Origin of the sequence: Dyella flava (assembly GCF_016904955.1) — a bacterium.
Lineage (GTDB): Bacteria > Pseudomonadota > Gammaproteobacteria > Xanthomonadales > Rhodanobacteraceae > Dyella_B > Dyella_B flava.
The window spans coordinates 125,193-149,528 of sequence record NZ_JADIKE010000027.1; the positions used below are offsets into that span (position 1 = coordinate 125,193).

General features: G+C 60.2%; 20 protein-coding genes. 5 read left to right on the forward strand and 15 right to left on the reverse strand.

The window, feature by feature from the left end; genetic code table 11:
• Window positions 1-7 precede the first annotated feature (7 nt).
• The 11 genes from ISP19_RS03980 to ISP19_RS04030 all read right to left on the reverse strand — a co-directional run bounded on the left by ISP19_RS03980 (window position 8) and on the right by ISP19_RS04030 (window position 14,216).
• Window positions 8-3,022: a sensor histidine kinase gene (locus ISP19_RS03980; protein WP_204680046.1), complete on the reverse strand. Its 3,015-nt coding sequence runs from the start codon at window positions 3,020-3,022 to the stop codon at window positions 8-10.
• 95 nt (window positions 3,023-3,117) lie between these two features.
• On the reverse strand, window positions 3,118-4,068 hold the full coding sequence (locus tag ISP19_RS03985; RefSeq protein WP_204680047.1) for a D-2-hydroxyacid dehydrogenase family protein: 951 nt from the start codon (window positions 4,066-4,068) through the stop codon (window positions 3,118-3,120).
• Between the two features lie 72 nt (window positions 4,069-4,140).
• Window positions 4,141-5,262 (reverse strand): HlyD family secretion protein, encoded by a 1,122-nt coding sequence (locus ISP19_RS03990; protein WP_204680048.1) that lies wholly within the window; start codon window positions 5,260-5,262, stop codon window positions 4,141-4,143.
• On the reverse strand, window positions 5,259-6,863 hold the full coding sequence (locus ISP19_RS03995; RefSeq protein WP_204680049.1) for an MFS transporter: 1,605 nt from the start codon (window positions 6,861-6,863) through the stop codon (window positions 5,259-5,261). Before ISP19_RS03995 ends, ISP19_RS03990 begins: the two co-directional genes overlap by 4 nt.
• Before the next feature lie 129 nt (window positions 6,864-6,992).
• Window positions 6,993-8,441 carry an efflux transporter outer membrane subunit gene (locus ISP19_RS04000; RefSeq protein WP_204680050.1) on the reverse strand — a complete coding sequence of 483 codons (1,449 nt, stop codon included), beginning with the start codon at window positions 8,439-8,441 and terminating at the stop codon, window positions 6,993-6,995.
• Window positions 8,442-8,444: 3 nt separating this feature from the next.
• Window positions 8,445-9,848, reverse strand: a complete 1,404-nt coding sequence (locus ISP19_RS04005; RefSeq protein ID WP_204680051.1) for an alginate export family protein — start codon at window positions 9,846-9,848, stop codon at window positions 8,445-8,447.
• 58 nt (window positions 9,849-9,906) lie between these two features.
• Complete coding sequence (locus ISP19_RS04010) at window positions 9,907-10,827, reverse strand: VOC family protein (protein ID WP_239556480.1); 921 nt, start codon at window positions 10,825-10,827, stop codon at window positions 9,907-9,909.
• Between the two features lie 64 nt (window positions 10,828-10,891).
• Entirely contained in the window at window positions 10,892-11,341 is a 450-nt protein-coding gene (locus ISP19_RS04015; RefSeq protein ID WP_204680052.1) for a DoxX family protein, read from the reverse strand.
• Between the two features lie 2 nt (window positions 11,342-11,343).
• Window positions 11,344-13,221: an amidohydrolase gene (locus ISP19_RS04020; RefSeq protein ID WP_204680053.1), complete on the reverse strand. Its 1,878-nt coding sequence runs from the start codon at window positions 13,219-13,221 to the stop codon at window positions 11,344-11,346.
• Window positions 13,218-13,499 carry a DUF1427 family protein gene (locus tag ISP19_RS04025; protein ID WP_204680054.1) on the reverse strand — a complete coding sequence of 94 codons (282 nt, stop codon included), beginning with the start codon at window positions 13,497-13,499 and terminating at the stop codon, window positions 13,218-13,220. Before ISP19_RS04025 ends, ISP19_RS04020 begins: the two co-directional genes overlap by 4 nt.
• Before the next feature lie 63 nt (window positions 13,500-13,562).
• Window positions 13,563-14,216 carry a hydrolase gene (locus ISP19_RS04030; RefSeq protein WP_204680055.1) on the reverse strand — a complete coding sequence of 218 codons (654 nt, stop codon included), beginning with the start codon at window positions 14,214-14,216 and terminating at the stop codon, window positions 13,563-13,565.
• A 460-nt stretch (window positions 14,217-14,676) separates the two neighbouring features.
• Between ISP19_RS04030 and ISP19_RS04035 the strand changes: the two genes are divergently transcribed.
• Window positions 14,677-15,330 (forward strand): response regulator, encoded by a 654-nt coding sequence (locus ISP19_RS04035; RefSeq protein ID WP_239556482.1) that lies wholly within the window; start codon window positions 14,677-14,679, stop codon window positions 15,328-15,330.
• Here the strand turns inward: ISP19_RS04035 and ISP19_RS04040 are convergent.
• Window positions 15,323-16,147, reverse strand: coding sequence for a sensor histidine kinase (locus ISP19_RS04040; RefSeq protein ID WP_204680056.1), 825 nt, complete (start codon window positions 16,145-16,147; stop codon window positions 15,323-15,325). The genes ISP19_RS04035 and ISP19_RS04040 overlap by 8 nt on opposite strands.
• A 408-nt stretch (window positions 16,148-16,555) precedes the next feature.
• Between ISP19_RS04040 and tehA the strand changes: the two genes are divergently transcribed.
• Window positions 16,556-17,533 (forward strand): dicarboxylate transporter/tellurite-resistance protein TehA, encoded by a 978-nt coding sequence (gene tehA, locus ISP19_RS04045; RefSeq protein WP_204680057.1) that lies wholly within the window; start codon window positions 16,556-16,558, stop codon window positions 17,531-17,533.
• A gap of 95 nt (window positions 17,534-17,628) precedes the next feature.
• On the opposite strand, the gene ISP19_RS04050 is transcribed toward tehA, so the two are convergent.
• Entirely contained in the window at window positions 17,629-20,139 is a 2,511-nt protein-coding gene (locus tag ISP19_RS04050; RefSeq protein ID WP_204680058.1) for a TonB-dependent receptor, read from the reverse strand.
• Window positions 20,140-20,394: 255 nt separating this feature from the next.
• Here ISP19_RS04050 and ISP19_RS04055 point away from each other — a divergent pair, with 255 nt between their 5' ends.
• Window positions 20,395-21,027, forward strand: coding sequence for a Pr6Pr family membrane protein (locus tag ISP19_RS04055; RefSeq protein ID WP_204680059.1), 633 nt, complete (start codon window positions 20,395-20,397; stop codon window positions 21,025-21,027).
• Window positions 21,028-21,063: 36 nt separating this feature from the next.
• On the opposite strand, the gene ISP19_RS04060 is transcribed toward ISP19_RS04055, so the two are convergent.
• Together ISP19_RS04060 and ISP19_RS04065 are read right to left on the reverse strand one after the other, a co-directional pair.
• Entirely contained in the window at window positions 21,064-21,666 is a 603-nt protein-coding gene (locus ISP19_RS04060; protein ID WP_204680060.1) for a LysR family substrate-binding domain-containing protein, read from the reverse strand.
• The gene (locus ISP19_RS04065) at window positions 21,663-21,974 is read right to left on the reverse strand and encodes a LysR family transcriptional regulator (RefSeq protein ID WP_204680061.1); all 312 of its coding nucleotides are present in this window, start codon (window positions 21,972-21,974) and stop codon (window positions 21,663-21,665) included. The genes ISP19_RS04060 and ISP19_RS04065 overlap by 4 nt, the downstream gene beginning before the upstream one ends.
• 105 nt (window positions 21,975-22,079) lie before the next feature.
• Here ISP19_RS04065 and glaH point away from each other — a divergent pair, with 105 nt between their 5' ends.
• Window positions 22,080-23,003, forward strand: a complete 924-nt coding sequence (gene glaH, locus ISP19_RS04070; protein ID WP_204680062.1) for a glutarate dioxygenase GlaH — start codon at window positions 22,080-22,082, stop codon at window positions 23,001-23,003.
• Window positions 23,000-24,280 (forward strand): L-2-hydroxyglutarate oxidase, encoded by a 1,281-nt coding sequence (gene lhgO / locus ISP19_RS04075; protein ID WP_204680063.1) that lies wholly within the window; start codon window positions 23,000-23,002, stop codon window positions 24,278-24,280. The genes glaH and lhgO overlap by 4 nt, the downstream gene beginning before the upstream one ends.
• Window positions 24,281-24,336 lie beyond the last annotated feature (56 nt).

Here is a 24,336-nt window from a genome sequence, read left to right on the forward strand (position 1 = left end):
TCACGCGTCAGCGCCCACCGGCGTAGACGGCATTAGCCGGTATCCACAACGATACTTCTGTTCCCTGCCCCACTTTTGATTTGATCGCAAACTCGGCTCCGATGGATGACGCGCGCTCGCGCATGCCCACCAGTCCCCAGCAACGGGATTGCGGCGACGAAGGTTTGACGTCCGCATTGAAGCCACTCCCATTATCGCGAATGACCATGGATATCCCCTTCCCACCATGACCCACCTCAACGCTTATATCGCTTGCATGGGCGTGCTTGAATGCATTGAGCAAGGCTTCGCGGGCAATTAAAAACGCTTCTTCGCCAACGACTGGATCGATGGCCTGCTCACTATCGTTGGCAATGACGTTGACCCTGGCCGGATAGTCAGCACTACACTGCTCGGCAAACCCGGTGATGCGCGTGACGAGTTCATTGATGCCAGTCATGCCGAGTCGCAAATCATGCAATCGATTACGCCCCTCCACCAAAATATCCTCACCCCGTTCCAGTGCTCGCTCGATCGAAGTGGAAACCGGGTGTTCCGGCGAAAGTTGGGATGCCGCGGCGTGCACCCGAAGTATCAAGCCCTGCACACCTTGCAGCAGGGTGTCATGGAGGTCACGCGCGATGCGCTCCCGTTCCGCATGACGAATCTGCACGCGTGCCAGCAAACGTTGATTGGATAGACGGGTATGCCGCCGGGTTATCAGCACGACGCCGATCAGCAATACCAAGGCGCACACGATGCCGAACCAGATCGTCTGATAGAACGCCGGCGCGATCGTTATCGGCAATACGGAAGGGCTGGTCCATGGTGATCCATCTTCGGAAGCTTCGAGCTCGAATCGATAATGGCCCGGCCCCAACCCGGCAAAGTTTGCGACCCGATCGGTGCCCACGAACTGCCAGTCACTGCCGGCGCCAACCAGTCGATAGCGGAAGGTCACACGCTCCGGAAGATAGGCAGCGAGTGCCGTATAAGCGATACGGAAACTGTGCGTGCCCTCCGGCAGGCCCACCCGCCCGTCGACGGGGATGGCTCCCGCCTTACTGACCAAATCAAGCATGACCACGCGCAGGGGCGCGAGGGACATCGGAACCTGGCGTGGATCCATCCATGCCAGCCCCGACATTTGCGCAAACCACAAACGGCCATCCACTCCTTGCGTGAGGCTGGGTAGCGGCCGAATCCGCTGCGCACCTCCTGGCATCCCACTCAATGCGTCCACCAGCTGGAACGGCATTTTGAAGTTGACGTCTTGCATGGCACGGCGCAGGTCTTCGGCACGGATACGTACTGCGCCGGCCTGCGTGTTGAACCAGTAACAATCGTCACTGGCCAACACGATGCCGGTAATTCCCGCCAATGTGCCGGGGACATTGGTTTGCAACATGCGAAAGCGATCGCCTGCGAGCGCGGCAAGGCCAAGCTCCCCGCCCACCAGCGTTGGACTCCCGGGCCAGATCGCCGTCACACTGCCCGTCTGCACGCCTTCACGGCGGGTGTAGCGAGTGAGTTCGTTTCCTCGCAGAACGAAAACCTTGCTGTCGTCATAGCCAAACCACGCGCTGCCGTCTTTGCCGACGGCCGTGGATATGGGATGCCAATCCGGAAGCGCGCTGATATGGCCTTTGCTGATCCAGGTGTTGCCGTCGAGCTGATCAACCGGTGCGTTTCGAAACGCAATCCATAATCGCCCCTTGCCGTCGCGCAGAATCGACTGGATCTTGCGGTCCTGCATGGCATCGGGCACAGCGATGGACGCCATGGCCTTGCCATCAAATCGACGCAGCCCTGACTCGCCGCCCAACAGGATGCTTCCATCCTTGTCGCGAAACGAGGCGGTGGTATCGGCGATGAAATCACCCCAGGCATGCGGCGCGTTGTAACCATCCACGAGCCACCACCGATCCGTGTATCCCATCGATGCCGTGCCTACCCATACCGAACCGTTGGGGTTGGGCACGACCGAAAAATAGACCAGGGGCTGCGGGAAATGGACGACCGTAACCAGTGGCTTTCGAAATCGGTCAAGGCCCGCTTTCGTCCCGACCCAAATATCGCCATTCCGGTCCACCATGACGGTCATCGACAAGCCCGACATGATGTTGTCGTCGAGGGTCAGCTTGTCTGCGTCACTCACCTTCGGGTCAATCAGGCCCCGCTCGTCTTTCGCATGGGGGTAGCGACACAAGATGGCGGCGTCGCAATCGATAAACCACATCGTGCCGTCGCGATCGATGACACGAATCGATGAACTGAACTGGAAACTTACCGCCGTCGCGGTTCCCGGATCAGGCCCATCCGGCAGGTTCAGCCAACGCTCCCCTTCGTCGTCAGCCACCCAGATGCCGCCATCGTTTGTCTGCCACATCGCCCGTTGCGGACCTTTTGGAAAGGCCGCCATGGATTTCTCAAAGCGGACCTGCCCTCGGCGCAGGCGAAAAACATCGGTGTCGGTAAAAGCCCATACCGTTCCCGCCGCATCCACCAGCAGGTCATCGAGGGGAGCCTCCGGAAGCCCAGCGCCGCTCTTGGCGACGAGCTGCCATTGATGTCCATGCAGGCGATATAGCTGACCCGCCACGAGCGCCCACAGGTCATGCTCCGCATCTTCGGCGAGCGCATCGGTTGCGGCATTGCTGGGAAGACCTGGCGGCGTGACCACCTGCGAGTGATCCTCGCCGGTGAGTTCCAATGCACCGCCGTAGGAAAGCGTGACCCAGAGATCGCCGCGACGGGTGACCAGCAAGGACGCAACGCTCTGTGATTTATCACTCTCGACGGGAAACAGCGACCGCTTCTCGAACTTCACGCCGTCGAACCGGTACAGCCCCATCGACGTGCCAAGCCAATACCAGCCATCAGGGGTTTGCGCCAGGGCACGGATATCGGCCGGAGCCCCTTCCCGCTGCGTCCAGGAGGTGTGCACATAGTCCTTGATGGATGCCGGGACGGCAGCCGCACCGGCAGCGCCCCACCCGATCAAGGCGGCGATGGAGACCATCCAGGATAGCCACCTTGACATCGACGGACGCTCCATCGCACAAACGGGATGACCTGAACAGATTAACCAAGTTCAGAACGCGAAGCGAAACACTCGTCATTCACTGAATCGGTGGATCAGGGCATCTGGTCCAGCCACTCGACGATGTTGCGCACGGTATCGCCGTAGAACGTCTGGTACATCTCCAACGTCACATAGCCGATATGCGGCGTGGCCAGCACGTTGCCCAGCGTACGCAGAGGGTTCGTCGGTTCGAGCGGCTCGGTGTCGTACACATCGATGGCCGCACCGGCGATCTGCCTGCCCTCCAGTGCGGCGAGCAGCGCCGCGGTATCGATGATCGGGCCACGCGATGTATTGATGATGCGGCCCGTGGGTTTCATCCTCGCCAATTCCGCAGCGCCGACCAGGCCTCGCGTCCGCTCGCTCAGTCGTAGATGGATCGACAGAAAGTCAGACGTTGAGAATAACGTGTCCTTGTCAACTCGCTTCACTCCCTTCGATTCCGCGCGCTCGTCGGTCAGGTTCTCGCTCCAGGCGATCACATTCATCCTGAAGGCGCGGCCGATCACGCCGACCGCCGAACCGATATGGCCAAGGCCAAGTAGCCCGAGAGTCTTGCCGGCCAGCTGGGTTCCGAGCATGAGCTGCCAGCCGCCTTCGCGCACGGATTGATTCTCGATAGGGATATGGCGGGCCATGGCCAGAATCATCGCCCAGGCGAACTCAATGGTCGGCGTGGACGAATATCCGGTGTGGACGACCTTGATGCCACGCTCAGTCGCCGCATCCGTATCAATCGAAGCGTTACCCGCACCGGTCGAGGCAATCAGCTTGAGATGGGGAAGTTGCTCGATGATGGCGCGCGTGAGTGGTGTTCGCTCGCGCATCACGCACAAGACGTCGAATGGCTTCAGGCGCGCAACGATATCCGCGGTTTCCGCCAGATGGTCGTTGAAGACCGTGATTTCCGCGCGGTCTTTCAGCACCGACCAATCCGCCAGCTTGAGCGCAACGTTCTGGTAGTCGTCGAGAATGGCGATTCTGATGGCGGAGGAGCTGGACATGGGTTGTTACCTTCGGAGGTGTTGATTCCTTGGGTTACGCTGCGCTAACCCAGGCTACGCGATCACGAGCGATCAGTTGAAAAGCCATCCCAGCCCCCACGGTGGCCGATGGACGATAACGTGTGCGATCACCGACATCCCCGGTGACAAACGCGCTCCCGCGCGGGATTGATCGAGCACGATTTTGACGGGCACGCGCTGAACCACCTTGACGAAGTTGCCGGTGGCATTTTCCGGCGGCAGCAAGGCAAAGTTGGAACCGGTGCCCCGTTGAATGCTGTCGACGTGGCCATGGAATACCACGCCAGGAAGCGCATCGACGCGAACGTTCGCCGGCTGCCCCGGACGAATGCCGCCAAGCTGTGTTTCCTTGAAGTTGGCGATGACGAATACCTCGTCCGGCACCGCTGAAAACAGGCTTTGCCCGGGCTGGACGTAGTTGCCCACCTGCACACTGCGATTGGCTACGGTGCCGTCCGCGACGGCGTAGATATGCGTGTAGGACAGGTTGAGCCGCGCCTGATCCAGGACGGCCTGTTTGGCGGCGATGGCGGCGTCAGCCTGGACCACCTGGCTTTCCAGGACCGTGACCTGCGCCTTCACCGCAGCGAGCGTTGCGGTGTCGTGTTCCATCGCGGCGCGTTGCTGCTCCACCTGCGAGGTCGCCAGCTGCAGCCGCTCCCTGGTATCGGCACCGCTTCGCGACAAGGCGCCATAACGAACCAGTTGCTGGTTGGCAAACGTCAGTGTTGCCTGATCGCTATCCACGGCCGCCTTGGCCGCGGCGACCTTGTGTTTCTGCTCGTCAATCTGCGCGATCAGGTTGACCTTGAATGCTTTCGCCGAGGCCAGATCGGCCACGGCGTTGTTGACCGCGACCTGGTAATCCCGCGGATCCAGTTCCACCAGCAGCTGGCCCTTCGAGAACGCCGTGTTGTCGCTGACATGCAAGACCCTCACATAGGCCGGCACTTTGGGCACCACCGTCACCGTATCGGCTTCGACGTACGCATCATCGGTCGCCGCCACGAACAAATAGGGAAGGTAAATGCACAAGGCGACAATCAGCAGAGCCACCACCAGCGCGATGATGCCCCGGTGCTTGGTGATCGCAGGACGTTTTGGCGCAGGTGCGGGTGCCGGCGCGGGCGGCGTCGTGGGCTGACCGGTGGGGATGTTCGCTTGATCGCTCATTGCTTCGCTACCGGAGAAGGTGGCATCAGGGGCACCACGCAAAGCGCCACGACGCCAATGGCCGCCATGAAATAGAAAACATCCGCATAAGCCAGCGTCGAGGCCTGCCGCGCACCTGCTTCGCTCAACATCTTCAAGGCCATCAGCCTGGCGTCAATCGGCGAGGTCCCGGCCCGGCCCACGATCTGTTCCGCGACGCCACCGGTCCAGGCCACGACCGGTCCATGCGTGGCATGCAGATGCTCGTAGAGCCGTGACGAATGCAGCGTCTCGCGTCGATGCAGCACGATCGAAGCCAGTGTCACGCCCAAGGAAGCTCCCAACTGGCGAAAGGTCATGTAGATGGACACCGCATCCAGCTGACTGGTGGCCTCGACCTTGCCGACGGTGCCGCTACCGATGCTGGACAGCATCGGCGCCAGGCAGAAGGCATACATCGCCAGGGGAAGCGCGTAGTAGATCTCGGGTGTGCCGGTGGTGATCAGCCGCGCAAACACCAGCATCGATAGCACCAGCATGGTGAAGGCAAAGGCAATCGTTTTGCGCTGGCCGTATCGGGCAATGCCCGTCACCACGAACGGACGGATCGCTGCGGCCGTCAGCGCATAAACGCACATGAGGCGCCCGGTATCGGTCGCATTCAACCGGTTGGGATCCACGCCACGCAGGTATTCCGGGAGTGCATACAGACTCCCCGAGAGAATGGTGCCGGCAAAGATCCCTAAGAAGATGGCCGAGAGCACCGGCCGGGTGCGAATCAGCTGCAGGCGCAGCAACGGATAATGATTGCGCTCGCTCATCTCCCAACCAATGAACAGCAACAGGGCCAGCACGGCGATCCACGCGAACCAATGGATATGGGGCGATTCAAACCAGCCATCGATCTCCCCGCGGCTCAACATCACCTGCAATGAGATCACCGCAATGCCGATCAGGGTGATGCCGGGTTTATCGACATTGACGATGCGCGCGTCCGATGATGGCGGCACGTCCGGGTAGTAGCGAAGCAGCACCGCAATCGCCGCGATCGCAAAGAGCACATTCGGCAGGAAGATCAGACGCCAGCTGATGTGGTCGGTCACCAGGCCGCTGTAAAGCAACCCGACCGTGGTGGCCAGGTAAAGCATGACCGACACGCGCATCAGGGACGTGCTGCGAGACTTGCGATCCACCAGCATGTAGATGCTCGCTCGCCACCACATGGTCAGGCCTGAGCCGGCAAAGCCCTCGATCGCACGCCAGAACAACAGGCTTTCAAAGCTTGTGCTGAGGGAACTGCCGATCGAGGCGATCGCAAACAGCACCACCGAGCCGATGATGTAGCGGCGGTAATGCAGGTGCGCCGCCAACCAGATCGAGAGCGCCACGCCGAAGAACATCGTCGAGCTGTAGGTCGTGAGGATCCAGCTTGCCTGATCGCGCGAAATGCCGAAGGAACCTGCCATGTCCGGCAGCACCAGGTTCACCCCGTCGAAGGTGTAGAACTCGGCCGCCGTCGCCAGGCCCAACCCGAACAGCAACATTTTGGCGTCCGCCAACGACAGCGGCGCCTGGACACTTCGTGCAGGCGGATGGGTAACCTGGCTGGACGATTCAGTCATGCGATCACATCGGATGGATGAAGCCGGCCTGCTGATCAGGCCATGGGAGAGAAGCTGTGCTGGACATCGGAACCTCCGCGTCGTCAAAGGATGAAAACCGCTGGCATGACACCCTGCCCGTTTGGGGCATCATCCTCCGCCGCCCATGGCACGGTAGAAAAAGATGGCCGAGCGCAAGGCGTTGACGCGGGCGTTCACCGCTTCATCTTGCGCAGCGAGCAACTGCCGCTCCGTATCCAGCACATCGGTCAACGACACCGAGCCGGCTTCATAGGCCCGTTCGGACGATGCATTCGCGCGCTGGAGCGACACGGTCTCCGCATTCAATTGCCCCGACTGGGTGGCGTATTGCGCCTGCGCGGTCAACGCATCCTCCACTTCCTGGGTGGCGCGGAGCGCCGTCTGGCGGTAGTTCGCCAGCGCCTCGGCGTAAGCGCCCTTCGCATCGTTGACTTCCGCATCCACGCGCCCGAAGTCGAACAGGCGCCAACGCAGGCCAGCCAGCAACTGCGGTTGAAACGACGCCGCGGAAATCAGGTCATCGGAACCGAGACTTTCAAAGCCCAGCAATGCGCCCAGGGAAACGTGGGGGTAGTAATCGGAGATCGCCACACCGATGCGTGCGTTCGACGCCGCCAGGTGGCGCTCGGCCGCGACGATGTCGGGCCGACTGCGCAGCAGTTGCTCGGGCTGCACACTGACGTTGACGGTGGGAATGGTCGGTATCGGCTTCTGCGTGCGCAGCTCGGATGCATAGGTGCCGGGCTGGGCTCCCATCAACACGTCCAGGCGATTGAGCTGCGCCTGCAAGGCAATTTCCAGCGGCGGTACGGTGGCCAGGGCCTGATCGACCAGCGCCCTGGTCTGGTCCAGTTCGCGGTCGGACGATGCGCCGTATTCGTTGCGCTGCTGGATCAATGACAGCAGATGCGTGTCGATGTCGATCTGACGCCGCGCGATCCGCAGGCGCTCCTGATTGCCGCGAATTTGCACATATGCGTCCACGGCATCGGCGGTGACCGAGACGCGCGTGCCCAGATGGCCGGCTTCGGCAGCCTGCGCTTCGGCCTTGGCCGCTTCCTCGCCCCGGCGCAGCCCACCGAACAGATCGGTTTCCCAGCTGGCGCCGATACCTTCGTCGTAAAGCACCTCGTTGCGCAGGTAGCCCGGCTCCACACTGGCCAGCTCACCGATCGGGCTGCGCAAGGATTGATGTTCCGCATCGGCCGAGACGGCGAGCTCGCCCGACGGAAGACGCCTTGCACCCGCTGCTTCAGCCACCGCTTGCGCCTGCGTGACGCGGGCCAGGGCGGCCGCCAGATCCAGGTTTTGACGGCGCACCCGGTCCACGATTTGATCCAGCTCGGGATCCTTGAAGCCTTGCCACCAGGTATCGAGCGGCAACGGCGGCGCCGTATCGGCCGGCGCAGCGAGCGGGTTCGAAACAGGTTTCAGGTCGAGCTTGGGTGGCTGGTAGTCGGGCCCGACTTCGACGCAACCGGCCATCACCAAGCCTACGGCGAGCGCACTGGCCCCCAGTAGCACCGTCCAATGCGATCGCGTTACTTCTGCGGTCATCCGTCACCAACCCCAGCGCAGCTCTATGCCTAGATAATCCGAGTCTTCCCCACCGGCACGACGAAGCGCCGTCGCGACAAAGTACCGGTCCGCTTCGAGCCCGAACGACAGGCTTCGCGTAGCGTTCCAGTTGACCTGCAACTGCCCATAGTTGGTGCTGTGCTTGCCTGGTTCGCCTGCCGTTCCCGGTACCGGGATATCCGGTTGCGCATAGATCGCATCACCCGTGGTCTCCCGCCAAAGCATCCCGAAGCCAGCAACGACTTTCACCTTATCAAAAGGCGACACAGTGAGCGAAGGCTTGAAGTGGATGAAGTTCGTGTAGCCGGTGTAGCCCGACAGCGTTTCATAATATCCGTTAGGAAACAGCGGGTTGAAGGTGCCAACCGTTGTGCCGTCCAGATGATGGGTGCCGGAGGCCGCATCCAGTTGCACGCCAAAGCGCGGCGTCCAGGCGACCTGGGTAAGCGTCAATCCGGTAAGCGAACCAAACGCCCATGCGTCAACGTTCTTGCTGCCGATACTGCCGCCCTGCTTCATGCCTTCAACATCCCAGTCGAAGACCTGGATGTTGCCGTAGTAATGGACATCCACGTTTTGGCGCTCTTCATTGCCGGATGCCGCAAGAAACTGGACGTTGTCCTGGCGGAAATCGGAAAAACTCACGCTGAGCTGACTGTTCGCGCTCATGCGTCGCTGCGCGCGCACGCCCCCGAACACCAGACGGCGATTGCTGAAATCGTCCCAATCGGTTTGATTGCGATATTGCACGGGCTGGCTGACGAAGCCGGTAATGCGCCATTGCACCGTTTCATAGTCCGCCCAGATCGCGTCATACGCCTGGCGCACATTCGGACCGTCGCGGACGGACACGAAGCGTTGCAAGTCGAAGGCAATTTCCTGCCGGCCGATGCGCAGCTTCCATTCACCGTTACCGAACTTCTTCTGCCAATCAAGGAAAGCGAGCCGCAAATCCAGTTTGTTCGCATCCACCGGGGTGGGATTTTGCAGCCAGGGAGCCAGCGCATTTTCGATCTGCACAAACACCCGGGTGCTGTCGGTGAGATGCGCATCCGCATGCACTTCCAGGCGATGCAGCAGGTAGTCCTGGCGTTTGCCACCCACCGTGCCGAACAGCGCCGGATCAACACTCACAAAGCGCTCGCGCAGCGTCACGCCAAACGACAGGTAGCGCTTCGGATCGCTCTTTGAAAATGGAATGTATTTAAGCGCATCGCCAAACTCCCTTGGCACGCGCGGATCGGCCAATACCGACCAGTCTTCCTGCCAGCGATAGAAGTCGATGTTCGGGCGAACCGGCGCAGGTGTGTCATCCGTCGTTTGAGCATAGCTACGGCCGGCGGCAACGCACACAATTATCAACAGTAGCCCGCAGCGTGCCCACATGAGTTTCCTTGAACCTTGACCTGGATGCCGTCATCGATGAGTGTTTGCATCCAACGGATTACTGTTTCGCGCTCGCGTGAATTTCAGCGATGTAGCCGCCGGGAAATTGAACGATTGCCGCGGTCCGGCCGTCGGCCGTGTACGGGGCGACCAGAACCTGGGCACCGGCAGCCTTGGCCTTCGCCAGGGTGCCATCGAGGTTCGAGACCTCATACCCGGTCATCTCGTGACCATATGGAAACGGCAGATGACCGTCGGTGACGAGCACCACCATCTTTCCGAACCCCGATTCAATGCGAATGCGTCGATAGGTGTCGGAGGGACGCCCGATCTCGACGCCTGAGGCACGCGCATCGTCGGAAACGACTTTCCCGTGCGCAAACGTGACGAAGCCATGCACAAAGGCATCAACAGCATCCGGCGAGACGTAGACCCGGTTCTCGGGAACGGTCTGCAACGGTTGGTAATGGGGCGTCGTGGTGTGCCAGTAAAGCTGCATATTGACGCCGCCGGGCCATTGGATCACCACATCCCGGCCGATCGGATCGGGAAAGATGCCGACCACCACGTTGGCACCCGCTGCACGGGCCGCAGCGACCGCGGCATCCATGTCGGTCACCAGGTAACCCGTACGCTCTGCGCCAAAGGGCCACGGTATCGGCGTCTTGAAGCCAAACACCGACAGCGTGCCGGCCGGCGTCAACACCAGCTGCGACATCGTTTTGCTGGGCGTTGGCGTCACCGTGAATACGCCTTGCTTGCTGGTCGTGCCACCGAACGTCGCCTGGAAGCTGCTGACGAAGCGGTCGAAGTCTTCCGGCGCAACGTAGACGTGCGTGGTGTCGTATTGCGGGCCAACGGCGAACTTGGCGGAACTGCTTTCCTGCGCGATCGCCGATGCCTCCGGCAGCAAGAAAAAGCCGCCGACTGCGAAGGTGAACAGCACGACGGAAAGCGTGAATGACGAGATGGTGCGCATGCCGGGCTCCTTGAATCGACGTCGAACAACATGGCTTTGCTTACGGTTTCGATGAGCAATGAAACTATCGATCGCTCTCCTTCACCTCGTGACAATGCAAGGCGGCGAACACCATCCCGGCAATCAGCGAAATGTGTTCCAGGAAATCGTTCAGCTCGGCAAAACGCGCCGGCCCTTGCAGCTTCCAAAAAGCGTGGGCCATGTAGGTCACGATGGCGGTGAACACGCCCAGCGCGCCCGCACCCAACCAGGCAAAGCGATTGAAGATGATGGCCAGCGAACCACCCAGCTGGACGATCAGCAGAAGTCCGTAGAGCAGCCACGACGGCGGCAAACCGAGGCCCTGGATTTCGGCCAGGGCCGCATGGGGATGAACCAGCTTGTCGATGCCGCTCCACCAGAAAGGCAGCGTCAGACACAGGCGCGCCAGATAGACCGTCACCCGCGCCTCGAGGATCTGCACGATCCACGCAGGCGTGTCGTCATGAATATCCGGTTTGGTGGCAACGTCCATCGCTACACCGCCCAACACGAGCAACCGAGCGCGCCCCAGAACGATTTGAGATCGGCTTCGGCGATCGGCAAATCGGAACCCCATGCCTTCGCATGCTCATGTCCATGCAAGGAGCAACCGCCACAATCGCAAGCATGTACCTGCATGGCGGCTGGCTTGAACTCCTTCCACGCGGCGTACCCGCCGTAGGTCCGCACCGGCGACCACTCCGGCAGCGCCGGAGGCACCGAGGTATCGTCGAACTCGCGAAAACCGTTGGCGCCATAAACCACCTTGCCGCCGACGATCGTCAGATCGGAGGTGATGTCCGCGATGTCCTGCTCCGAACAGGCAAAGTAGTCGCAGCTGGGCACGATAAGGTCGGCCAGCTGCCCCACCTTGATCTGGCCCTTGTTGCCCTCTTCATTCGAGAACCAGGTGACATACTGGGTCCACATGCGCAACGCGGTTTCGCGATCGAGACAGTTGGCCTGGGGATACAGGCGCATGGCGGCCACGGTTCGGCCGGTCACCAGCCAGGCCAACGACACCCACGGGTTGTAGGACGCCACCCGCGTTGCATCCGTACCGGCGGATACATGCACACCCTTCTCCAGCATGCGCGCCACCGGCGGTGTCGCCGCGGCCGCCGCCGCGCCATAACGCTCGACGAAATACTCGCCCTGATAAGCCATGCGATGCTGCACGGCGATACCGCCGCCGAGCGCCGCAATGCGGTCGATCGAGCGCTCGGAAATGGTTTCAGCGTGGTCAAAGAACCAGTTGAGACCTTTGAGCGGGATATCGCGGTTCACACGCTCGAATACGTTGAGCGCACGTTGAATGGTTTCGTCGTAGGTCGCGTGGAGACGCCAGGGCCAGCGGTTCTCGGCCAGGATCCGCACCACATCTTCCAGCTCCGGCTCCATCGACGAGGGCATGTCCGGACGCGGCTGCCGGAAGTCTTCGAAATCCGCCGCAGAGAAAACCAGCATTTCTCCGGCACCGTTGTGCCGGAAATAGTCGTCACCCTGTTTGTATTTGGACGTCTTGGTCCAGTTGAGAAAGTCTTCCTTCTCGCCCTTTGGCTTTTGGGTAAACAGGTTATAAGCGAGGCGAATCGTCAGCTGCCCATCCTCGGAAAGACGACGAATCACTTCGTAGTCTTCGGGAAAGTTTTGGAAGCCGCCGCCGGCATCGATCGCACCGGTTACGCCCAGGCGATTGAGGTCGCGCATGAAATGCCGGGTGGAATTGAGCTGGTAGTCGAAAGGAAGCTTGGGGCCCTTGGCCAGGGTGGCATACAAGATGGCCGCGTTCGGCTTGGCCAGCAGCATCCCGGTCGGGTTGCCCGCACTATCGCGCTCGATCTGGCCACCCGGTGGTTCCGGCGTGTCCTTGGTGTAGCCTACGGTCCGCAGCGCTGCCGCGTTGAGCAAGGCGCGATCGTAGAGGTGCAGGAGAAACACCGGGGTGTCCGGCGCCACCGCATTCAACTCGTCGATGGTTGGCAAGCGCTTCTCGGCGAACTGATGCTCGGTGAAGCCGCCAACCACGCGCACCCATTGTGGCGAAGGTGTGATGGCAACCTGGCGGCGCAACATTTCCATCGCGTCTGCCAGGGAACGCACGCCATCCCAGCGCAGCTCCATATTGAAGTTCAAGCCGCCACGAATGATATGGAGATGGTTATCGATCAATCCTGGAAGGACGGCACGCCCTTTCAGATCGATGATGCGCGCCCCTTTTGTGGCATGCGGGAGGATATCGCTGTCGCGGCCTACGGCGGTGAATCGGCCATTGGTGATTGCCACGGCGGTGGCGGTCGGGTTGGATTTGTCGAGCGTGGTGAACCGCCCGCCACACAGAATGAGCTCGGGAGAGGACGATGGAGCGTTCATGACTTGTCCTGCTTTTCTTTAGGGAGCGGTGCACAGGGGAGTTGCCCGCAGGGAAGCTCGCCAAACACATGCGGCTTGACCTGTTGCCCCACAAACGCCGAGGTCGTGGTGGTCTTGCCGATCATCTGTTTGACGTAGGGCGGGATCTGCTCACCGAGCAAAATGCCCAGCAGCCCGACCAACGCCACTACGGGTGGCGCCGGCGAGCGCACATGGATGAGGCCGTAGATCACTCCAATCAGGAGACCTGCAGCAAGCGAGAGCAAATACGGCTTCATGTGCACACCTCAGAACTGACGTGCAACCTCGGGGCCAGGATCGATATGGCGCTGGTTGCCGGATCAACCGCCCTCGGCATGAAACATGGTCTTGGCGTAGATCAAACCCAGTCCATAGGCGCCGCCAAAATTCTTGGCGATGCCGGTGGTGCTTTCATACGTCTCGGTGCGGGCCCAGTCGCGCTGGAGTTCAAGCAGGTACTGCAGCGCAGTCATCGGGCGAGCGCCGGCTTGAACCATGCGGTCCATGGCACGGTTATGCGCTTCGGCCGACACGTCGCCGCAAGCATCGGCAACCACATAGACTTCAAATCCCTGCTCGATCGCCGAAAGCGTGGGGCCGACGATACACACCGAGGTCCATAAGCCACCAAACACCAGGCGTGTCTTGCCAACCGCGTTGACCTGCTTGATGACGGCTGCGTCCTCCCAGGTATTCATGGATGTGCGATCAATCAGCGCCTGCCCCGGGAAGGGCTCGGTCACCTCACCGAACATCGGCCCGGAGAAACTTTTCTCGGCAACCGTGGTGAGAATGGTCGGCACCTTGAAGCTGGCCGCCGCACGCGCGATCAATCCTGCGTTGTTGCGCAAGGTAATCGCATCGATGGAGTGGGTGGCGAAGGACATCTGCGACTGGTAGTCGATCAGGATCAGCGCATGATCTTTGGGGGTGAGCAGCTGTGAACCGGGTGTGGGTTTAGCGGTGATGGTCATGACGGCATCTCGTAAGCAGGGGGATGAATATCGACGTGGGGAAAGCAGCCAATCAGTCTTTGAAAAAAGTCAGAAGGTCCTGGTTGATCACATCCGCTCTGTAGCTCATGTCAGCGCTTCCGTTGGGTGCATGCGGGAATGAAGTCCCTGTGCACTGACTGCCGTGGACAGGATCGACCACGCATTGGTGATTTGGATTGAATGCGCCACACATTCAGGGCGGGGATGATTGCGGCACGCAATATGCTTAACAGTTCGATCGCGATCCCATTGCGGCGACTCAACCTGAAATGCACGGCCCTACTTCAGCGCGGTAACGTCATCGCAACAAGCCTAAGTGAAGGGAAAAACATCTCACTCGAATGGGGGATACACATTGTCCCGAGCACCGACTTGTGTTTGACTTACAAAGCTAGGAAGCGCGCTTGGTGGCGGCATAGCCATTCTTGGAGGCTTGCCCATGAATGCAGAAGAACGGCGGATTCGAATCATGATGGTCGATGACCATCCCCTTTTTCGAGAGGGGGTTTCGGCCGTACTAGGCACCCAGCCGGACATGGAGCTGATCGCAGAAGCGGCAAATGGTGAGGACGCCATCCAGCAGTTCCGCAGGCTGCAACCCGACGTTACGCTGATGGACCTGCAACTTCCCGGCATGAGCGGGCTGATTGCCATTCGAAGCATCCTCAGTGAATTCCCGACGGCGCGCATCATCGTCCTGACGACGTTTCAGGGCGACATGCAGGCGACCCGTGCATTGCGAGCCGGCGTTGCCGGCTACCTGATCAAAAGCACCCTGCGCAAGGAACTGCTCTTCACGATCAGGCAGGTATCCAAGGGCCATCGGCACGTTCCGCCTGACATAGCGCGCGCCATTGCCGAACACGTGGCCGATGAAGCCCTGAGTATTCGCGAGCTGCAAGTGCTCGGCCACGTTGCGGGCGGTTATTCGAACAAGCGCATCGCCACCCACATGGGCATCTCGGTTGAAACCGTAAAGACCCACATGAAAAGCATCCTGGCGAAGGTAAAAGCCAAGGACCGGACGGAAGCGGTCGTTATCGCCATGCGTCGCGGCTACATCGACGCTTATCTCGATACACCCATCATTTGAACCTGCTATGGCTCGACGAGAACGGTGTCGGCGTCGCCCGCCGCGTCGACCGCTTCGCGGCATAGACAACATGCGACGGAACCACTAATTCGACGAGGGTTCCCTGCCCCGGATTCGAGGATATCGAAAGGTCGCCGCCTATGCATTGGGTACGTTCACGCATGCCTCTCAGCCCCCAATGCCCCGGCTTGTGGCCTATTTGAAGAATGCCTGGATCAATGCCAATCCCGTCGTCTTCCACTCGCAGCAAAAACTGTTTGGCTTCAAAGAAAATATTGAGCGATATCGTTTCCGCGTTGGCGTGACGAAACGCATTGAGCAAGGCCTCCCGGCCAATAAGATAAATTTCCTCGCGAATGATGGGCTCGATGTCACGTCTCGTGCCATGCGGCAGCAAACGAAACTCCGCTGAGCTTTCAGACTCCAGCTCCTGACCGAGTATTTCGAACGTCACCACCAGATCTTTGGTAGCCCCCTCGCTGACGCGAAGATCGTGAACGCGATCACGTCCGTCCACCAGCACCTCATCGGCACGGGTAAGCGCCAGATCGATCTTGGCACGAACAGGATCTCCTTCCGGAAGGCCTTCGGCGATCGCCTGGAAACGCAGGATCAAACCCTGGATGCCTTGCAGCAGGGTGTCATGCAGTTCACGCGCGATGCGTTCACGCTCTGCGTGTCGAACCTCCAGCCGGTCACGGATTTTTGCCACCATCCGCCGGTAGCGAATGGCCACGAAGCCGATCACGGCCGCTATGGCCAAGGCGAGATACCCCATCCAATGCCATGTCGCGAGATGCTGTGTCGCCGCAGCCATGCGTGAGCTCCTGTCGCGGGTACTCCGCCATACTCAAACTTCCGATCCAAATCAGACTCCCCCATGTGAGGGACGTCATTTGGTTACCTGGAGGCTCGTCGGTATGCACCGATACGCGGGGCCGGCCATCGGTCCCAATCCAGCCTGCGCAGAGGCCGTTTTTATCGGCGCCATCGCCAACACCGTCAGGCCGACGATCGTTGAAATAGCGCCCATTTTCAGCATCTTTTCTTGCCATTTGGACAATATGTCAAGGATGGACAATATATCCAGATGGCGTAGAAACAAGGCATCCCATGCTTCTCTATGCCGAAAGCCATGATCATGATCAAAAAAAGCAAACGCTCTGCGCTTTCCGGTTTCTTTCCTATCGCCGCCGCTTAGAATGCGATGGAAACGGGAGGGTGCGTGGTGACAACCGCAAATCACGTCATGCCGGCATCGTTCTTTGGCATCGTACTTGGCGTCGTCGGCCTCGGCAGCAGCTGGCGTGTAGCGACCAGGTTATGGGGTCTTCCATCGGCCATAGGCGAATGCGTCATGGCGGTCGCGGCTTCCGTCTGGATCCTGCTGGTCGCCGGTTATTTAAGCAATTGGATCCGGCATCGCGATGCCGCCATGGCGGAGGCCAGACATCCCATCCAGTGCTGCTTCATCAGCTTATGTCCGATATCGACCACGCTGATGGGCCTGGTCCTGTTGCCCTATGCGCACACCTTGGCCCTGCTTGCCTGGGCCGCCGGTTCATTGGGTCAGCTGGCCTTCGTGGTGGCGCGCGCGGGAGGCATGTGGCGCGGGGAGCGCGATATAACCAACATAACGCCGATACTTCTGCTTCCAACCGTCGCCGGCAACTTGATCAGTTCCATCGTCGCCGGTGCGTTGGGCCTGCATGCCTTCGGCATGCTTTTCCTGGGAATAGGCTTTTTCAGCTGGCTGGTGATCGACTCGATCATTCTTTTCCGTTTGTGGACGGGACCGGCCATGCCCGCGGAGCTTCGGCCAACCCTCGGCATTGAATTGGCACCTCCGGTTGTTTCCTGCATGGCTTATCTTGCCAACACACAGGGGCACGTGGACCTGTTCGCACAAGCAACGTGGGGATACGGTTTATTCCAGCTCCTTGTGCTGTGCCGCTTGTTGGCGTGGATCATGAAGCAGCCGCTCTCGCCGTCTTATTGGGCATTTAGTTTCGGCCTGACTGCCCTTTCCACCGGCGCGCTGCAAATGACTTTGCGTGGTGAGGAAGGCGTCATTGCTGCCCTGGCCATGCCCATTTTCATCATCGTCAATGCCGTCATTGTCGTGCTCGCCTTGAACACGCTATGGCATCTGTCGAAAAACGGATTGCCGGCGGGCATCGACGCATCACCCGCCTCGCGATGAATCGCTGCATGCAAGCGCGATGCGATCGTTAGTCAAAACAGAACCGGTTCGCCCGCACGGGACTGACGAACCGGTTCGCACCGCTACGGCCAGGTTTAGAAGTGGCCGGAAACACTCACGCCGAACGTACGCGGCGCACCTGGGATATAGGTTGGCAGATCGAATTCCGCACCTGTGTTGCCGGCATCGATCAGGTACTTCTTGTTGGTCAGGTTGTCCGCGAACAAGCCCGCATCCCAGTGCTGATGATCGAAGGTCACGCCGATCCGCAGGTTGAGCAAGCCGAACGCGCCCTGCGTCAGGGTTTCCATATTGCCGCCGTCCTCAAACCACGTCTTGGAGCGCCACGTGTAGCTCGGACGTACATATCCCAGGTAATCGTTGTTGAGCGGGATGCTCCAGTTCATACCCACCGCAGCTGTGACATCCGGTGCAAGGCGCAGGTGATCGCCTTCGAAGTCATCCACTGCCGGGGTGCCCGCTGCCGGAGTGCCATAGCGCGCATGCTCGTAGGCAGCGTTCAGGAACACATCGAAGTTCGGTGTAAACGCTTCCTGCAACGAGGTTTCAAGGCCCGGTGCGGTGGCCCGCCCCGAATTTACCGTGAGGTACTGGGCATCCTGGTACACCTGGCTCTGGAAGTTGGTGTACCGGTAGTAGTACGCAGACACGTCATAGGCGAACTTGCCCTGATCGGCCGAGCCCTTGATGCCGGCCTCATAGTTCATGAGGATTTCCGCCGGCAGGGTGGTCTTGGTGTAGCCGAGTTCCGGCGCCGCATTGACGTTGAAGGTGAGATCTTCCGGACGACGGCCACGCGACACACTGAGGTAGGCATTGGTATCGTCGTTGATGTGGTAGCTGCCGATCAAACGTCCCACCACCGAGTTGTTGGTGACGGAATTGGTCAACAGGCCATTGGTGGGCGCGAAGATATCGTTCGGCGCGGTAACGCCATTGAGACCGAGCGGACCAAGACCAAGCAGCTCGCCCAGCTCCGCAAACGCCGGACCGATCACCGCCGCGTTCGGGCCAGTCGCGTTGTACACCTGATAACCGGCCCAGATTTGCTCATGCGTGGCGCGCAGACCGGCGGTGATGTCGAAGCTGTCGGTGACGTGGAAGGTACCGTCGGCAAAGAACTCATACGAGCGGGAGCTGCCGTAGTTGGTATAGCCCTCGCTCTCATTCGGATTCAGCGGCGTACCCAATACCGGGAAAGTCGTCTCCGACAGATTCGGCTGGTAATTCGAGTTCAGCAGCGATGGACTGCCGAACAGATCGTCAACCAGGCCGAGGTACTTGCCACCATCGAGACCTTCGGCCAATTGCTTGACCAGCGGGGTGATGGCCACCAGCAAACTGCTCTCGTTGGTGTTGAACGGCACCGTCTGGTGACCGCTCTCATAGAAGAAGTTCACGCCGAAGAAGCCGGTGAAGCGGCCACCGTCATCGTAATTCAGGCGCAGCTCCTGGCTGATCTGGTGCTCGCCCTGACTGTTGCCGAATTGCAGTACCGGCGCCTGCGTGCCCGACGCATTGAAGTTTTCATCCGAGTCGTAGCGGCGCAAGCCCGTGGTGCTGGACAAGGTCCAGGCATCGTTGATGACGAAGTTGCCCAGGCCGGTGATGCTGCTGATCTTGCGGCGAATGCCGAGTTCGTTGCCGCCATACAGCGAAGCGGCGCCATAGATGTTGGTCGAGCCATACACATTGGGCAGCGCGCTGCGGAAATCGGTGCCCGGGGGCGCATCGCGTTCGTAGTTGGCGATGATGTCGTAGTAACTGTTGCCGTTGATCTTGATGTGCACGCTGGCGCGCACGGCCTTGGTATCCGCACCATCGAGCCGACCGCCTTCCGTATTCGGGATGTAGCCTTCGTGCTCGTTGTCGTACACCGCGATACGCGCATCCACGTTGGAACTGACCGGCGTATTGAAATAGCCGGTCAGCAGGTGGCTGTCGTAGTTGCCCACCTGCGCGGTGAAACCGCCCGAGGTGGTGTCATCGGCGCGATTGGAATTGAGCGCGAAGGCGCCGCTTTCCGCCGCACGACCGAACAACGTTCCCTGCGGGCCACGCAACACTTCGACGTCCGCCAGGTCGTACAGGGCGACGATCGAGCCACTCTGGCTGCTGATGTCCACGCCATCCTGGAATACCGATACGCGCGACGGTGTGTTGGCGGCGGTGTCGTCGATCGTGATGCCGCGAATCGACAGGCTCGGCGTATTCGGGCTCTGCACCTGCACCTGTACACCCGGCACGTAGCGGCCGAGGTCTTCCATGGTGGTGATGCCGAGCTTTTTGAGGAAATCGCCGGACAGCGCCGTAATGGCGGTCGGCACGTCCAGCACCTGCTGCTCACGCTTCTGTGCGTTGACCACGATGGTGTTGAGGTTGACGACGTTCGACGATGCGGACTGCCCCACTGACACACCCGCCGTTTTCGACTTGGCAGGTGTCTGCGCATTGGCATTGGTGCTGCTGTCGGTCTGTTGCGCATGGACCGCCAACGGCGTTCCCAACAGAGCCATCTGAATCGAAAGTGCAAGCCAACGACGGCCTGCCACTGGTGCCTTGCGGCAAGTGGCCTGGTTCGACATGTTGCGGATTCCCCCTAAGTTTTTGCGTTTGAAACGCATTGAAAAGCCAGGACTTTTCATCCTCCCCAATGGTTATGACACGCACATGACCGGAGTACAACTTTGGCTAGCAAAGCGCTTGCCCCGGGAAGCATCAGCGTGTTTGGAACACAACTCAGCATCGATTTTTTGCGACACCCCACCGTCGCATGCTGCTGTGCAGAAATCACACATAGGCCCTAAGATCGACCCATTCTTGCATGAGGCAACTTCAGCATGAGCGTGACGAATGGCAGGGCCAGAGGCCTGCCCGCCTTGATCGCGATAGTGAGCGGTTTTGCGCTGCTGTTGCGCTTGTACTTGACGCTGCGCGACGGCACCAGCGTAACCGGCAGCCTGATCGACTATTTCGGCTTTCTCACCGAATGGACCAACTGCCTGGTCTTTCTGACGATGGTGCTGCCGCTGCTGGTGCCGGCTTCGGCGGCCGGTCGTTTTTTCATGCGCAAGGACGTCACCGGCTGGGTAACCGCCAGCATCACGTTCGTGGGTATCGCCTACTTCCTGCTGCTGAGCCGGGATGGGCCGAAACACGGTCTCGGCTGGCTGGCCAACGTATTGCTGCATTATGCGGTGCCGGCCCTGGTGGTGATCCATGGCTTGATCCGCCTGCGCGGAACGGCGTTGCCCTGGGTGACGCCGTTCTGGTGGGCGCTGTATCTGCTTGTCTATTTCATCTACGCGCTGATTCGCGGCGCGCTGATCGACAAATATCCGTATGGTTTTATCAACGTGGACCGGCTTGGCTACGCGGTCACGGTGCGCAACGGGCTGATGCTGCTGCTGGCATTCTTGCTGCTGTCGTATGCGTTGCTGCTGATCTGCCGCCTTATGAAAGCACGGTTATAGGCCAGCCCGGATACCCTAGAAAATCGGTCGCGGTGGTTACCCACGCCCTTCGGAAACCTTGTACAAGGACAGCACAGAACTGACAAATGCCTTGACGCAAGGTGAGCGTTCGCGCGCCCGATATGCCAACGCAAGTGGCGCTTCGTCATCGAAATCGCTGATCTTCTTGAACGTCAATCCGAGCGGGGCGAAGGCTTTGATGGATTCGGGCACCAGCACGACGCCATAGCCGGCCGCCGCCATGCTGATGGCCGTGATGAAATCGATCACTTCATATTCCGGTTTGCCGTCGAAGCCGCCGATGCGCCCTAGATGGGTGAGGTATTCCGCAAAGCCGCCCATTTCACTGAACTGCGGAGAGATAAACGGCTGCCCGCGTAACTGGGCCGGCTTGAGCGTCTTGTGCCGGGCAAGCGGATGATCCGTCGCCAAGGCAATCATCAAGCGCTCGCGCTGGACGATCCGTGCGATCACGCCATCGGGGTAATAGGTACGAGAGCGGATCAGCCCGACATCGATCACCCCATCCCCCAGGCTCTGCAGCTGCCTCGGGGTCTCCATCGCGGTTACCCGCATCCGCACATTCGGCTGCACCGCCCTGAACGACTTCAGCACCGCGGGGAGCAGTCCGGCCGTCACTGCCGACCCGACGTAGCCAAGCGCACCATCCCCGCTTCGCCGCGCGCCGCCGCTCTTCCGACCTGATCGGCACGCTCCAGTTGCCGGAGGGCGGCCAGCGCCTCTACCAGGAAAACCTCGCCTGCGTTCGTGAGGCTGATGGCGGCGCGTTTGTTCCGGTTGAACAGTTGCACGCCCAGGTGCCGCTCAAGCTTCTGGATGAGCACGCTGACGGCCGATTGCGAGATGCCCATCCGGTCCGCTGCCCGCGCGAAGTGCAGGTCCTGGGCCAGCGTGACAAATGCCTTGATCTGTCGGTTTTCGATCATGAGCCTTTAATCTCATAATTTGATCAAAAATTACTTTTTTTGCTATTTATCAAATCAAAACAACGGCGTCAAATACATGCACTCATCTTGTTTTGGAGCCTATCGATGAACACCTCCCTGGCTGCCCATTCTGCTACCGCCCCCGCGTTTCGCATCAGCCGTCATCCGCAGCACAAGCGCTTGCGGCACATCTCGATCAATCAAGAAGCGCTGGAGGCTTTCTTCGACGCGGTCGCGAACATCGACGTGCAGAACCTGGAATATGTGCCTTATACGCGCTTTATCCTCGCCGAGCAGCTTGAGCGCACGGTGGGCAAAGGTTTTGGCGTGACGCTGTGCCGGATCATGCATGATCGCGCCACGGGCGGCTTCACGCTCGGCGTACAGGGCATCGCGTCCGATAGCGAAAGCTACATCAAGTTCGGGACGGCCGTGGGACACCTGCTCGGCGCCAGTAATCATGACGCCATGTCCGGCACTTATTACGCGCGCTTCCTGGTGAAGGACACGGACAGCAGCGACTCCTACTTGCGTCAGGCCTATCGACTGTTCACGCTGCACAACGATGGCACGTTTGCGGAGGAGAAGACGGAATGGGTGCTGATGATGAAGTTCGACGAAGCAAACGCCGTCGGTGGTGAATCGCGCCTCATGCACCTTGATGACTGGCCCGAATGCAGCACCTATTGCGCTCATCCGCTAGGTTCGGCGCCCTTCCTCTATAAAGCGCCGAGCTCGAAAAATGTCCATGCGCAAGTCGAACGGCCGGTGTTTTTCCTCAATGAATATGGTCTGTCCATGTCGTTCATCGACCAATTCGCGCAACCTCGATCGGACGCCGAAGCGCGCTATCTGCACGACCTGTCAGCATCCATGGAAGCCTCGCCCGCGGTGCACGAGGTTCCGCTCCCGGTCGGCGACCTGGTGGTGATCAACAACTATTTCTGGTTGCATGGCCGGGCGCCGTTCAAAAAGCATCCGGGACTTCATCGTGAACTGATGCGTCAACGTGGAACTTTTTCCCGGTGAACAACGTGCCTGCCCAGTGCGAATACGACGCCGACGTCCTCATCATTGGTGGTGGCATCGTCGGCGTCTCCACCGCCATGCAGCTCACCGAGCGCCATCCGGGCCTGCGTGTGCTGCTGCTGGAAAAGGAGCCCACTTTGGCCGCCCACCAGACCGGCCACAACAGCGGCGTCGTCCACGCCGGCGTGTATTACGCGCTGGGTAGCCTCAAGGCGGAATTCTGTCGCCGTGGTGCCGCGGCGACCTACGATTTTGCACGTCGCCACGACGTGCCGATCGAGCGTTGCGGCAAGTTGATCGTCGCGACCAACGACATCGAACTGGAACGTCTGGGTGCGCTCTACGGCCGGTGCCAGCAGAATCAGCTTGAACCGCAATGGCTTGGACAAGACGAGTTGACGGAGCTGGAGCCGCGCATCGTCGGGCGCGCGGCGGTGCGTGTCGGCATGAGCGGCATTACCGACTACCCGGCACTCACGCAAGCCATGGCGCGTGTCGCCCGGCAGCAAGGTGTCGATATCCGGCTGGGAGAACCGGTGAAAGCCATGTTCGAACACCGCACCGGCGTGGGCGCGGAGACGCCGTCCGGTCTTTTTCGAGCGAAATACGCGATCGTCTGCGCCGGGCTGATGGCAGACCATTTTGCCCGGATGTGCAAGGTAGAGCTCGATTTTCGAATCATTCCCTTCCGCGGCGAATATTACCGATTGCCGGCGTCGAAGAACGATATCGTCAAGCACCTCATCTACCCTGTTCCCGATCCGAATCTCCCGTTTCTCGGCGTGCATCTGACGCGCATGATCGGCGGCTATGTCACGGTGGGCCCGAATGCCGTATTGGCACTGGCGCGCGAAGGATACCGCTGGAGGGATGTGCGCTGGAGCGACCTGTCGGAGATGCTGGAGTTCGGCGGCTTCTGGAAAATGCTCAAGAAAAACGGCGGCTCGGGTTTGACCGAGGCGCGCAATTCGTTATGGAAGCGGGGCTATCTGCAACTCTGCCAGAAGTATTGCCCGGAACTCACGCTGTCGGATCTGCAGCCGCACCCGGCCGGCGTACGCGCGCAGGCGGTGATGGCTGACGGAAGCCTGGTGCATGATTTTCTGATTCGCCGATCGCAGCACAGCCTTCATGTGTGCAATGCGCCATCTCCGGCTGCCACCGCGGCCTTGCCGATCGGCGCCTATCTGGTCGAGGAGTTCGGCAAGCATTTCGATCTGTCCGCGCGTACCCGTTCGGAGCCACACGATGAAGTGGATGGCCGAACCACTGAGTGACGCCGCGCTGCCCGTGAATTTCTCCTGGATACGCCAGGCGGTCAGGTGGAGAGCGC